Origin of the sequence: Dorea formicigenerans, assembly GCF_025150245.1 — a bacterium.
GTDB lineage: Bacteria > Bacillota > Clostridia > Lachnospirales > Lachnospiraceae > Dorea > Dorea formicigenerans.
The window spans coordinates 1,234,143-1,247,284 of record NZ_CP102279.1; the positions used below are offsets into that span (position 1 = coordinate 1,234,143).

Here is a 13,142-nt window from a genome sequence, read left to right on the forward strand (position 1 = left end):
ATATTACTAATGTAGTAATAGAAACTACATATAATAGAAATGAACACGTGTCTTTGAGATATAGATAAGATACTAAGTCGGGAGGCAAGTATGAGTTATAAAGTGATTGTGGATAGTTGTGGAGAATTAACGCCGGAGATGAAAGCTTCCGGTATTTTTGAGACAGCGTCATTGACAATAGAAGTAGGGGGACACCATATTGTAGATGATGAGACATTTGACCAGAAGCAGTTCTTGCAATACGTGGCAGAAGCAGCAGAATGTCCCAAGTCTTCTTGTCCATCACCGGAAAAATATATGGAAAAGTATGACTGTGATGTGGATCGGGTGTACGCAGTGACATTGTCAGCAGAACTGAGTGGTTCTTATAACAGCGCAGTTCTTGGCATGAATTTGTATCATGAGGAGCACGGCGAGAAGAATATCCATGTTTTTAATTCGTGTTCTGCATCGATTGGAGAGACGTTGATTGCGTTGAAGATCCGTGAATGCGAGGAGCAGGGTATGACATATGAACAGGTCATAGAGACGGTGGAAGCATACATCGAATCCCAGCATACATATTTTGTGCTGGAGACACTGGACACATTGAGAAAGAACGGAAGATTGACAGGAATTAAGGCGCTTGTTGCGACGGCTCTGAATGTTAAGCCGGTCATGGGCGCAACTCCGGAAGGAAACATTTATCAGATCGGACAGGGGCGTGGCATGAAAAAAGCCCTTGGTAAGATGGCAGAAAGTGTGCTGGCTGAGATGTCAGATCCACAGAATAAGATACTTGCAATTTCCCATTGTAACTGTCCGGAACGCGCAGAAGCATTTAAAGAGCTGTTGGTGAAATATGCAACATTTAAAGATGTGATTGTTGTGGATACGGCAGGAATCAGTAGTATGTATGCTAACGACGGCGGTATCATTGTAGTTGTGTAGGATTCGCAGGACTCAGGCTTTACAACTCAGGCTTTGATAGTAAAATCTGGTTGTACAAATGCGTGGGATGTGCTACAATATGAAAAGCGAACATAGACAAGGAGCATTTGAATTATGAGCCAGGCAAAAGTGGATAGATATAAAGAAGAAAAAGCAAACAGAAAGAAAGTCATGCGCAAGGAGAAGATTGCCAACAGACTTCGCAAGTGTGCGGTGGCAGTTGCAGCAGCAGCGCTTGTTGTGTGGATTGGATATTCTGCTTACAATATGTATGAGTCCAGCAGACCGGTGAAAGAAGCGGAAGTGAATTATCAGTCTGTAGATACATTTAATCAGGAGATTGCCACTGCAGCAACAACAGCTGAGTAACAGATAGAGAGTATACAGATAAGAAGTGAAATTGCATATTAGAAGATAAATCAGAGAACTGAAGAAATTCGGTTCTCTTTTTTTGCGCAAAACAGGAAAAAGTGCTTGAAATAGGTGGAAAAGTGTTTTACAATGGTTTCAAGTGGTAGAAAGTGGTGATGAGTGGTACAAAGTGGTGGAGATGTGGAGAAAATATCCGCCATGGGAGAGAAGGTGAGTTTCATGTTGAAAGGAGAGTACAGTCATAATATTGACGCAAAGGGAAGATTGATCATTCCTGCAAAGTTTCGTGACGATCTAGGGGAGAATTTCGTCATAACAAAAGGAATGGAAAATTGCCTTTATGTATATCCGGAAGATGAATGGAACGACTTCGAAAAGAAACTCAATGCATTACCAACCACTACAGATAAGAAAGCCCGCGCTTTTGCCTATTTCTTTCAGGGAAGCGCAGCAGACGGCGAACTTGATAAACAAGGTCGTACTCTGATTCCTTCTGTGCTCAGAACTTATGCAAAACTTGATAAGGAAGTTGTGTTTGTCGGTATGGGGAAGCGTGCCGAGATATGGGACAAGGCCAGATGGGATGAAAAGAATGCTGAAGTGGAGCTTAACATTGAAGAGATTGCATCGGATATGGAAGCAAGCGGGTTCAGTATCTAGAGGGAGAAGATATGGAATTCAAACACAAATCAGTATTACTAAATGAGACAATTGACGGACTGAACATTAAGCCGGACGGAATCTATGTAGATGGAACGCTCGGTGGAGGCGGACATGCATACGAAGTGTGCAGACGTCTCGGAGAAAAGGGGAGTATTGTAGGAATAGACCAGGACGCTGCAGCAATCGAGGCTGCAAGTGCCCGATTAAAAGACTTCGGGGAGAAGGTTACAATAGTCCGGAGCAACTATTGTGATATGAAGTCAAAGCTCCATGAACTGGGAATTGACAAAGTAGATGGGATCGTGCTTGATCTGGGCGTATCATCATATCAGCTTGATACGGCAGAACGGGGATTCTCCTATCGGGAAGATGCACCTCTGGACATGAGAATGGATACACGTCAGAAGATGACGGCCAGAGACATCGTCAATGACTACACAGAAGCAGATCTTTACCGAGTGATTCGCGATTACGGGGAGGACAAGTTCGCGAAGAACATAGCCAAGCACATTGTGCAGGCACGCGCGGTGAAGCCTGTAGAGACGACAGCGGAATTGTCGGAGATTATCCGTGCATCAATTCCTATGAAGTTTCAGAAAAAGTCTGGACATCCTGCAAAGAGGACGTTTCAGGCAATACGCATCGAGTTGAACAGAGAACTTGATGTGTTACGCGATTCGCTGGACGATATGATCGATCTGCTGAATCCGGGTGGGAGATTATGCATTATTACATTTCATTCGTTGGAGGACCGTATTGTGAAGAGTGCGTTCCGAAAGAATGAAAATCCATGTACCTGTCCACCGGACTTTCCGGTTTGCGTATGTGGAAAAAAATCAAAAGGGAGTATTATAACAAAGAAGCCGATTCTGCCAAGTGAAGAGGAACTTGAGTACAACAGCAGATCTAAGAGTGCGAAGCTTCGTATTTTTGAACATTGCTAAAATCGGCGGATAGATAATTGAGGTGAGTATTATGGCAGCGGGAAGAACCGTGCATACACAAAAGAATAGAGTGAACAGACAGGGACAGTATGTGTATGGCAATGTTGTGACAAAGCCGTCATATGAGCCACAGAGACGAACGAGTGCTCCAAAGAGAAAGAAGAATGTAAGCAGACGGGTCAGCCAAAATCGAAAAAAGGCTCTGGCTATGAACCGTGCTTATGTAACATTTCTTGCGGTGGCAGCAATATTTGCACTGATCCTGTGCGTGAATTATGTGCAGATGCAGTCAAGAATTACAAGTCATTCAAAAGAAGTAAGTTCCTTGCAGAAGGAGCTTGCAGATTTGAAGGAGCAGAACAATACGAAGTATAATTCAGTGATGGATTCTGTAAATTTAGATGAAATCCGAGAGAAAGCTATGAATGAACTTGGTATGGTATATGCAACTTCTGATCAGGTGATTGAATATGAAAGCCCTTCTGGAGATTATGTGAAGCAATACGAAGGAATTCCGGAGGATGGAGTACTTGCCCAGTCTGATAAGAATGCGAAATAGGTGATAGAATGGCAAGAAGACCAAGAAAAAACAAATTTCGAAAAAAATTTACAAAACTTATGCAAAAAAAGCTAGTATTACTCTTCGCGGGGATTGTACTGGCTTTTGCTTTATTGGTAGGAAGAATTACTTATATCAATGCTTTTAATGGGGATAAATATTCTAAAATCGTGCTGGATCAGCAACAGTATCAGAGTAGAACGATTCCATTTAAACGAGGTGATATTGTAGACCGGAATGGCACGAAGCTTGCAACAAGCCAGCGGGTATACAATGTGATTCTGGATGCAAAGGTCATGAACAGTGATGAAAAATATGTTGACCCGACAATTCAGGTGTTGGCAGACTGTTTTGGACTTGATAAAAGTGACGTGGAAGATCAAGTGGAGGAGAATCCGAACAGCCGTTATCTGATTATGAAAAAGGGTGTCAGTTATGAAAAAGCTCAGGAGTTCGAAAAGATAGATGAGGATGATGAGAATTATCCGAATGTCAATGGAATCTGGCTGGAAGAGGATTATGTGAGAACATATCCGTATAATACACTGGCCAGTGATGTGATTGGCTTTACCGTGTCTGGAAATGTGGGAAGTAATGGAATCGAGGCTTCTTATAATTCCATTTTAAATGGTACAGATGGCAGAGAATATGGATATCTGAGCGAAGATTCATCTTATGAAAAGACAGTGAAGGAAGCCCAGAACGGAGATACGGTTGTGTCAACAATTGATCTTCAGGTACAGAGTGTAGTGGAAAAATATATTACACAGTTCAACGAGAAGAACCGTTCCGGTACGACACTTGGAAGTAAGAATACGGCAGTTATGGTTATGAATCCGCAAAATGGAGAGATTCTTGCAGAGGCAACTTATCCGAATTATGATCTCAACAATCCACGTGATCTGACAAAACTACACACAGAAGAAGAACTGGCAGCACTGTCTGATGAGGAGAAAGTCAAAGAACTGAATTCACTTTGGAATAATTTCTGCATCAGCAGTGGATATGAGCCAGGTTCCACATTTAAACCGTTTACCATATCGGAAGGTCTGGATCTTGGAGTGCTGACCGGAGATGAAAGTTATGTCTGCAATGGTGTTCTTCACGTAGGAGACCATGATATTCACTGTAGTAACCGTGATGGACATGGAACACAGTCATTAAAAGTAGCTTTGGAAAATTCCTGTAATGTTGCACTGATGCAGATCGGTTCAGCAATAGGAAAAGAGCAGTTTGTAAGATATCAGCAGTTGTTTGGATTTGGACAGTCTACTGGAATTGATCTTCCGGGAGAAGCAGCAGGACTTTTATACTCACTAGAGGATATGGATTCCTCTACGCTGGCTACCAACGCGTTTGGACAGAACTTTAATGTTACAATGACTCAGCTTGCAGCATCGTTTTGTTCACTGATCAACGGCGGAAATTACTATGAGCCACATGTGGTAAAGCAGATTCAGGATGAAAATGGAAATGTGACGGAAAATAAAGATCCGGTTCTTGTAAGACATACCATTTCTAAGGAGACGAGTGATATTATCAAAGATTATATGCTTGGAGTTGTGGAAGAAGGAACAGCTAAGACTGCGGCAGTAGAAGGTTATGACGTTGGAGGTAAGACTGGAACTGCGGAAAAACTGCCAAGAGGAAATGGAAAGTATCTAGTCTCTTTTATTGGATATGCACCACAGGAAAATCCACAGGTCATGGTCTACGTTGTGATTGACGAGCCAAATGTGGATAATCAGGCAAACAGTAAACTGGCAACGACAATGGCATCTCAGATTATGACAGAGATATTGCCGTATCTCGGAGTAGAAAAATCTGCAGATGCTAAGGCAGCAGATGCAAAATCATCTGATAGCAGTGCGAGCAGTGACAGCAGTGGTGATACACCAGATGACATGGCAACAGAGTCCGGTGACGGAGAATAGATATATTTGAAAATTAACAGGAAAAATTAAATATGAAAATGAATAACCTCGGAAGTGTCCTAATAAATTGATAAAAACAGCGCTTCTGAGGTTTTTTTGTATTGAGAAATAAAACATATAATAAAAGGAAAATTATGATTGTGTTTTTAGCGGCACTTTTGATGATTTTGGGTCTGATAGGACGAATGGTCTATCTGATGGTTTTTGATGCGGAGTATTATCAGAAAAAGGCGGAAGATCTTCACGAGCGGGAACGAAAGATTAAGGCAGCCAGAGGAGAAATTATCGATACGAATGGTACAGTGCTGGCAACAAACCGGACGGTGTGTACAATTTCGGTCATACATAGCCAGATTAAGGAACCAGAGGTGGTGATAAAAAAACTGAGCAAATGTCTGGGCATGGAGGAAGCGGAAGTTAGAAAGCGGGTGGAGAAGGTGTCTTCCATGGAACGGATTAAGACGAATGTTGATAAGGAGACAGGGGATAAGATACGGGAAATGGAACTTGCCGGAGTGAAAGTGGATGAAGATTTTAAACGGTACTATCCGTATAATGAGCTTGCTTCGAAGGTGATTGGATTTACCGGTGGTGATAATCAGGGAATCATTGGACTGGAAGTGAGATACGAAGATTACCTAAAGGGGAGTAACGGCAGGATTCTGACAACGACAGATGCAAGAGGTATTGAACTGGAGGGTGTAGCTGAAGACCGGGTAGAACCGGTGGCAGGCAAGACACTTCAAATCAGTATGGACTATAATATTCAGATGTACGCCCAACAGATGGCAGAAAAAGTCATGGAAGAAAAACAGGCGGATAAGGTTGCGATTCTTCTTATGAATCCACAAAACGGAGAAATCCTTGCCATGGTAAATGTACCGGAATTTGATCTGAACGAACCATTTACGTTGAATCAGGATCAGGAAATTTCAGAAAAATCAAAAGAAGATTTGAATCAGATGTGGAGAAATGGATGCATCAATGATACATATGAGCCGGGTTCCACTTTTAAAATTATTACAGCGTCAGCCTGTCTGGAAGAAAGGGTGGTATCTCTTTCAGATACATTTTCCTGTCCGGGCTACCGGATCGTGGAAGACCGGAAAATCCGGTGTCACAAAGTAGGGGGACATGGAGCTGAAACATTTGTACAAGGGATACAGAATTCCTGTAATCCGGTATTTATTGACATTGGACTGAGATTGGGAACAGGACGATTCTGTGATTATTTTGAACAGTTCGGGCTTCTTGGGAAGACGGGAGTAGATCTTCCGGGGGAAGCAGCAACGATTATGCATAAGGAAGAAAATATTGGTCAGGTGGAGCTTGCGACCATGAGTTTCGGTCAGTCCTTTCAAGTGACACCGATTCAGATGGCAGCGACCGTGAGTGCTCTGGTCAATGGGGGAAAGCGCGTGACACCACATTTTGGAGTCCGGATACTGGACAAAGATAAAGAGACAGTACGGGAATTAAAATATGACGATGGAAAGCAAATCGTGTCGGAAGAAACTTCCAGGACAATGCAGGCATTGCTGGAAAGTGTTGTGTCAGAGGGATCCGGGAAAAATGCAAAGATCGAAGGATACCATATTGGTGGAAAGACAGCTACGTCTCAGACACTTCCAAGAAGTGCGAATAAGTATATTTCTTCTTTTATAGGGTTTGCACCGGCTGCCAATCCGCAGATTCTCGGCATGTGTGTCATTTATAACCCACAGGGTGTATACTACGGGGGGACCATCGCAGCTCCGGTGATCCGGGATATATTTGACAACATATTCCCGTATCTTGGCATTGAAAAAGACGTCGAAATGCAGTATACTAACTAAAGCAAAATGAACAAAAGAAATGAAGAGGTGTGTTATGGATTATACGATATTTTTACCGGTGATTATTGCATTTGCACTGAGTGCGGTTATGGGGCCTTTGATCATTCCGGTGCTGAGAAGACTGAAAATGGATCAGACAGAACGCGAGGATGGTGTGAAGTCTCATTTGAAAAAAGCAGGAACTCCGACTATGGGAGGAGTTATGATCCTGCTTAGTGTTGTGATCACATCCGTATTTTATATTAAAGACTATCCGAAGATTATCCCAATCTTGTTTCTGACACTTGGATTCGGTCTGATTGGATTTTTAGACGATTATCTGAAAGTTGTTATGAAACGTTCTGATGGTTTATATCCAAAGCAGAAAATGGCACTTCAGATTGTAGTGACAGCAATTTTTGCGTTTTATATGGTAAAGTACAGTGGAGTTTCTCTTGCAATGCTGATTCCGTTCTCTGGTGGAAAGTATCTGGATATCGGCTGGCTTGCGATTCCTTTGATGTTCTTTGTCGTGATTGGTACTGTTAACGGAACAAATTTTACAGATGGTCTGGATGGTCTTGCTTCAAGCGTGACTGTTCTGGTAGCAACATTTTTTACAGTTGTTGCAGTTGGAACAAAGAGTGGAATTGAGCCGATTACATGTGCAGTTGTAGGTGCATTGCTTGGGTTTTTATTGTTTAATGTGTATCCGGCAAGTGTGTTTATGGGAGATACAGGATCTCTGGCACTGGGCGGTTTTGTTGCGTCCGCAGCTTATATGCTCCAGATGCCGATTTTTATTGTGATTGTCGGACTCATTTATCTGGTAGAAGTATTATCTGTTATGATTCAGGTAACTTACTTTAAAAAGACAGGTGGAAAGAGATTTTTCAAAATGGCTCCGATTCATCATCATTTTGAATTATGTGGCTGGTCAGAAACAAGAGTCGTCGCTGTATTTTCCATTATTACAGCACTTCTGTGCCTGATCGCACTGATGGCCATGTAATGATGCCAAATCTCAAAAGTCCGAAGCATGGAGCCGAGGCATTACGTGAAGTAGAGAGAAAATATGAAAATACCGAATCGCGAGATTGGGTATGAATGCAGGAGGAAGATAAAATGGTAGTAGCAGGAAAGAAAGTGCTGGTATTCGGTTCTGGAATCAGTGGAATCGGGGCAGTGAAATTACTGGAAGAAAATGGAGCGGATGTGGTGCTCTATGACGGAAATGAAAAACTGACTGAAGCAGACGTGCGCGCAAAGCTTCAGGAAGGAAGCAAAGCCCGGATCATAATCGGTGCTTTTCCAGAGGAACTTCCAAATACGCTGGATCTGGTGATCTTAAGTCCGGGTGTACCGACAGATCTTCCGATTATTTTAAAGATGAAAGAAAAAGAGATTCCGGTTATCGGAGAAGTGGAACTTGCATATACATTTGGTAAGGGAGACGTACTTGCAATTACTGGAACGAATGGCAAGACGACAACAACAACACTTCTCGGTGAGATCATGAAGGCTTACCAGGATGATGTGTTCGTAGTTGGAAATATCGGGAATCCGTATACTGTTGCAGCAGATCTTATGACAGAGCATTCCATTGCCGTGGCAGAGATGAGTAGTTTTCAGCTAGAGAGTATCGTGGCATTCCGCCCAAACGTAAGTGCGATCCTGAATTATACACCGGATCATTTGAACCGGCATCATACGATGGAAGCTTATATTGCTGCTAAGGAGAACATTGCAAGAAATCAGACAGAAGACGATTATTGTGTTCTGAACTATGAAGAGCCGGTTATGCGTAAATTCGCAGAGACATTAAAGTGTCATGTTCTGTTCTTCAGCAGTCAGCATAAGCTGGAAAAAGGTATTTATCTGGATAACGATAAAATTATTTACAAGAATCCGGATGAAGTCGAAGTCTGCCATGTTGACGAACTTCAGATTTTAGGAACGCACAATTATGAAAATGTTATGGCAGCTGTATGCATGGCAGCTGTTTATGGCGTTCCGATGGAGACGATCAGGAAGGCAATTCTTGCATTTAAAGGAGTTGCACATCGTATAGAATATGTGGCTGAGAAAAACGGAGTTGTTTATTACAATGATTCTAAAGGAACGAATCCGGATGCCGCGATTAAGGCAATCCAGGCAATGCGCCGGCCGACAATCCTGTTAGGCGGGGGATACGACAAGGATTCTGAGTATACAGAGTGGATTAACAGTTTTGATGGAAAAGTCAAGAAACTGATCCTGATGGGGGCGACAAAAGAAAAGATTGCGAGAGACTGTGAAAAATGTGATTTTCATGATTATGTGTATGTGGACACATTTGAAGAAGCTATGAATCTTGCAGTGGAGATGGCAGAGCCAGGAGATGCAGTGCTTCTGTCTCCGGCGTGTGCAAGCTGGGGCATGTTCCCGAATTATGAAGTACGTGGAGATAAATTTAAAGAGATTGTAAATTCCTTATAAGGAGTGCGAATGGATTGACACGTATGGCAGCAAGAGGCAGATACGATTATACGCTCCTGACAGTACTGGGAATTCTGGTGCTGTCAGGTCTTATCATTCTGTATAGTACAAGTGCGTATAATGGGGAAGTGAAATTCTGTGACAGTTCCTATTATCTGAAAAAGCAGGTATTTGCGACTTGTCTTGGTTTTCTGGCAATGTTTTTTACTGCACAGCTTGATTATCACAGATTGAAGAACATAGCGTGGCTTTGTTACCTTGTGGCGCTGCTTTTGTCGATTGCTGTTATATTTGTGGGTAGGGAGTATAATGGTTCCAAGCGCTGGCTTGCACTTGGTCCGCTGTCATTTCAACCATCGGAATTTGCAAAGGTTGCGGTTATTTTATTTCTGGCTTCTTACGTCACACGCAATGTGAAAAAAATGTACCGTATGCGGACATTGATAAAAGTCATGATAGTTGTGCTACCGGTAGTAGGATTGGTCGGAGCCAGTAACTTGAGCACAGCAATCATTATTCTGAGTATAGCAGTCGTTTTGATTTTTGTGGCGAGTCCAAAGTACGGGCAGTTTATTTTTCTGGGAGTGGCCGGGGCAGGATTTATGGGAATCTTTCTTGCTTTGGAGAGCTACCGGCTGGAACGGCTTGCAGTCTGGAAGAATCCGGAAGCTTATGAAAAGGGATATCAGACTCTGCAGGGATTGTATGCAATTGGGAGTGGAGGATTATTTGGAAGAGGGCTGGGACAGAGTATTCAAAAGCTTGGCTTTGTACCGGAAGCCCAAAATGATATGATTTTTTCCATCATTTGTGAAGAACTTGGATTATTTGGCGCATGTTTTATTCTGATGCTTTTTCTGCTTCTGATCTGGCGTTTTTTTGTTATTGCAACGCAGGCAAAAGATCTGTTTGGGGCATTGATTGCTTCCGGGGCAATGGCACATATGATGATTCAGGTCATCTTAAATATTGCGGTCGTGACCAATACGATCCCCAATACTGGAATTACGTTGCCATTCATTAGTTATGGCGGAACTTCAGTTGTATTTTTACTGGTAGAAATGGGGCTTGTACTAAGCGTCTCGAAAAATGGAAGTTACTGTGAAGAGGAGATTACAGAATAAGGAGCAGGGGTGAATGAAAAGGGAAGAATACCTGGACGACTATCAAGATCATGCAGAAAGACGTCCGAAAAAGAAAAAAAAGAAGAAAAAACGAAAACATAGAGTTTATGCTTTTTTTGTATTGCTCTTTGCCTTTTTAATTCTTGTACTTGGAATTTTTATTTTGTTTCATGTCCAGAAAGTAGAAGTGAAGGGAAATGATTATTGCAGTACAGAAGAAATTGTAAAATCTGTTCAGAACGATAAATATTCGGTCAATGGGCTGTATGTGCTTGCAAAATATAAACTCGGTTATGGAAAACAGCCGGACTGTTTTGAAAGTATTAAGGTAAGCCTTAAAAATCCGTGGACGCTTAAGATTATAGTTCAGGAGAAGAAAAGAATCGGATATGTAATGGATTCAGATGGAAAGTATTACTATTTTGACCAGGATGGTATGGTCGTAGATGTAGAGGAAGCACCGGTAGATGGAATTCCGCTTGTAGACGGTATGGATCCGGATGAACTTAAGCTTTACCACAAATTGAAAAAGAAAAGTTCGATTATCTATCAGGAGATACTGGAAGCTACCAGAGAGATGAAAAAGTACGAGTTGTCTGTCACAAAGATTATGTGTCGTTCTGACAGAATTTATGTGTACATCGGGAATGTATGTGTGAGCCTTGGAAATGATGTCACTTCCGTGAAAGTTGCGCAGATTCCTAAGATTCTTGAAAAGCTGGAAGGAAAAGAAGGAACGCTTCATCTGGAAAATTTTTCTGATGAGAGTGACACAGCGACTTTTGATATTGGAGTTTTTCCGGAAGATGCAGGATAAAACAAAAAAAATTGAAAAAGTCATGAAATTCTATTGATATTTTGGACAAAAGTCTATATTATAGAAATATATATGGGTGTATAATGTATAATAAGGATAACAAAGGAGGAGAAACCCTTGCTAGAAATTAAAACCAACGAGTCAGAAGCAGCGGCTAAGATCATAGTTGTAGGAGTCGGCGGTGGCGGTAACAACGCTGTGAACCGAATGATCGACGAGCAGATTGCCGGTGTGGAATTTATTGCAATTAATACAGATAAACAGGCACTTCAGTTAAGTAAGGCTCCGACACTTTTACAGATCGGAGATAAGATTACCAAAGGTCTTGGTGCGGGAGCAAGACCGGAGATTGGTGAGAAAGCTGCAGAGGAAAGTTCCGAAGAGATTGCAGCAGCATTAAAAGGAGCAGACATGGTCTTCGTTACCTGTGGTATGGGTGGCGGAACAGGAACAGGAGCTACACCGGTTGTAGCACGTATTGCCAAGGAACAGGGTTCCCTGACAGTCGGAGTTGTAACAAAACCGTTCCGTTTTGAGTCCAAGACACGTATGAACAATGCTCTTGCAGGAATTGAAAAATTAAAAGAAAGTGTAGACACACTGATCGTCATTCCAAATGATAAGCTTCTTGAGGTTGTTGATAGACGTACAACTATGCCGGAAGCACTTAAGAAGGCTGATGAGGTGTTACAGCAGGGTATTCAGGGTATCACAGACCTGATCAATGTACCATCCTTGATCAACCTGGACTTTGCAGATGTTCAGACTGTTATGACAGACAAGGGAATCGCACATATCGGTATCGGTATGGGACGCGGTGACGATAAAGCACTTGAGGCAGTAAAACAGGCAGTTGCCAGTCCTCTTCTGGAGACAACAATTGCCGGAGCTTCTCATGTTATCATCAATGTATCCGGAGATATCACTCTTATGGATGCATCAGATGCAGCTGAGTATGTTCAGGATCTTGCTGGAGAAGATGCGAATATTATCTTTGGTGCAATGTATGATGATTCCAAGGCTGATGAGGCTACGATCACAGTTATCGCAACAGGACTTCATAATGTAGGAGGTACAGCTTCCAAATTAAAATCCAGACTGGAGAGCCAGCGCCCGGCAGCAAATGTGGGGCATACGGCTACACATACAGGACATGCTTCTGCATATGACAGACAGCCGGTTCGCCAGCAGGCAGCTCCAAAACTTGATATGAGTATGGGATCTGTGAACAGAACAGTGGAAGAGCCGGAAGTTCCTAGAAGAACAGTTGGAGGAACATCACCTTCCATGGAGACACCGAGAACTCCGACAAGCCGTGTAAAAGAGCAGTCTATCAAGATTCCGGATTTTTTTAAAAAATAGGAATTCATATTAGAATACAAGATTGAATGAATAAAAGAGTCAAAGAAACGAATAAGTTTCTTTGACTCTTTTTGTATATAATAGGAAATTGCATTTCCTATTATATACAAAAAGCATCCGGCAGGATGCGCATTGCGGCGTACAA

12 protein-coding genes are annotated in these 13,142 nt (G+C 42.3%); all 12 read left to right on the plus strand.

All coding sequences use genetic code 11. From position 1 onward, the window contains the following. Positions 1-90: 90 nt before the first annotated feature. The 12 genes from NQ560_RS06110 (at position 91) to ftsZ (ending at position 12,997) form a co-directional block, all read left to right on the plus strand. Positions 91-930, plus strand: a complete 840-nt coding sequence (locus tag NQ560_RS06110; RefSeq protein ID WP_005331637.1) for a DegV family protein — start codon at positions 91-93, stop codon at positions 928-930. A gap of 114 nt (positions 931-1,044) precedes the next feature. Then, positions 1,045-1,299 (plus strand): hypothetical protein, encoded by a 255-nt coding sequence (locus tag NQ560_RS06115; protein ID WP_005331635.1) that lies wholly within the window; start codon positions 1,045-1,047, stop codon positions 1,297-1,299. A gap of 222 nt (positions 1,300-1,521) precedes the next feature. Then, complete coding sequence (mraZ, locus tag NQ560_RS06120; protein WP_029731286.1) at positions 1,522-1,962, plus strand: division/cell wall cluster transcriptional repressor MraZ; 441 nt, start codon at positions 1,522-1,524, stop codon at positions 1,960-1,962. Between the two features lie 11 nt (positions 1,963-1,973). Further along, the gene (rsmH, locus tag NQ560_RS06125; RefSeq protein ID WP_005331632.1) at positions 1,974-2,909 is read left to right on the plus strand and encodes a 16S rRNA (cytosine(1402)-N(4))-methyltransferase RsmH; all 936 of its coding nucleotides are present in this window, start codon (positions 1,974-1,976) and stop codon (positions 2,907-2,909) included. Between the two features lie 31 nt (positions 2,910-2,940). Next, a complete protein-coding gene (locus tag NQ560_RS06130) occupies positions 2,941-3,468 on the plus strand; it encodes a hypothetical protein (RefSeq protein WP_005331630.1) in 528 nt (175 codons plus the stop codon). A gap of 8 nt (positions 3,469-3,476) precedes the next feature. Beyond that, complete coding sequence (locus NQ560_RS06135) at positions 3,477-5,402, plus strand: peptidoglycan D,D-transpeptidase FtsI family protein (protein WP_005331628.1); 1,926 nt, start codon at positions 3,477-3,479, stop codon at positions 5,400-5,402. 101 nt (positions 5,403-5,503) lie between these two features. After that, the gene (locus NQ560_RS06140) at positions 5,504-7,237 is read left to right on the plus strand and encodes a peptidoglycan D,D-transpeptidase FtsI family protein (protein WP_040015342.1); all 1,734 of its coding nucleotides are present in this window, start codon (positions 5,504-5,506) and stop codon (positions 7,235-7,237) included. A 34-nt stretch (positions 7,238-7,271) separates the two neighbouring features. After that, positions 7,272-8,228 (plus strand): phospho-N-acetylmuramoyl-pentapeptide-transferase, encoded by a 957-nt coding sequence (gene mraY / locus NQ560_RS06145; RefSeq protein WP_040015341.1) that lies wholly within the window; start codon positions 7,272-7,274, stop codon positions 8,226-8,228. Between the two features lie 113 nt (positions 8,229-8,341). After that, the gene (gene murD, locus NQ560_RS06150; RefSeq protein ID WP_040015340.1) at positions 8,342-9,694 is read left to right on the plus strand and encodes a UDP-N-acetylmuramoyl-L-alanine--D-glutamate ligase; all 1,353 of its coding nucleotides are present in this window, start codon (positions 8,342-8,344) and stop codon (positions 9,692-9,694) included. Positions 9,695-9,708: 14 nt separating this feature from the next. Continuing rightward, a complete protein-coding gene (locus NQ560_RS06155; protein ID WP_422698329.1) occupies positions 9,709-10,818 on the plus strand; it encodes an FtsW/RodA/SpoVE family cell cycle protein in 1,110 nt (369 codons plus the stop codon). Between the two features lie 13 nt (positions 10,819-10,831). Next, positions 10,832-11,635: a cell division protein FtsQ/DivIB gene (locus tag NQ560_RS06160; RefSeq protein WP_005331623.1), complete on the plus strand. Its 804-nt coding sequence runs from the start codon at positions 10,832-10,834 to the stop codon at positions 11,633-11,635. 117 nt (positions 11,636-11,752) lie between these two features. Continuing rightward, positions 11,753-12,997: a cell division protein FtsZ gene (ftsZ, locus tag NQ560_RS06165; protein ID WP_005331622.1), complete on the plus strand. Its 1,245-nt coding sequence runs from the start codon at positions 11,753-11,755 to the stop codon at positions 12,995-12,997. The last annotated feature ends 145 nt before the right edge of the window (positions 12,998-13,142 follow it).

Bases quoted from the DNA above. Each gene is read 5' to 3' on its own strand.
- NQ560_RS06135 (WP_005331628.1), top strand. From the start codon at position 3,477: ATGGCAAGAAGACCAAGAAAAAACAAATTTCGAAAAAAATTTACAAAA.
- NQ560_RS06110 (WP_005331637.1), top strand. From the start codon at position 91: ATGAGTTATAAAGTGATTGTGGATAGTTGTGGAGAATTAACGCCGGAG.
- mraZ (WP_029731286.1), top strand. From the start codon at position 1,522: ATGTTGAAAGGAGAGTACAGTCATAATATTGACGCAAAGGGAAGATTG.
- NQ560_RS06115 (WP_005331635.1), top strand. From the start codon at position 1,045: ATGAGCCAGGCAAAAGTGGATAGATATAAAGAAGAAAAAGCAAACAGA.
- murD (WP_040015340.1), top strand. From the start codon at position 8,342: ATGGTAGTAGCAGGAAAGAAAGTGCTGGTATTCGGTTCTGGAATCAGT.
- rsmH (WP_005331632.1), top strand. From the start codon at position 1,974: ATGGAATTCAAACACAAATCAGTATTACTAAATGAGACAATTGACGGA.
- mraY (WP_040015341.1), top strand. From the start codon at position 7,272: ATGGATTATACGATATTTTTACCGGTGATTATTGCATTTGCACTGAGT.
- NQ560_RS06160 (WP_005331623.1), top strand. From the start codon at position 10,832: ATGAAAAGGGAAGAATACCTGGACGACTATCAAGATCATGCAGAAAGA.
- NQ560_RS06130 (WP_005331630.1), top strand. From the start codon at position 2,941: ATGGCAGCGGGAAGAACCGTGCATACACAAAAGAATAGAGTGAACAGA.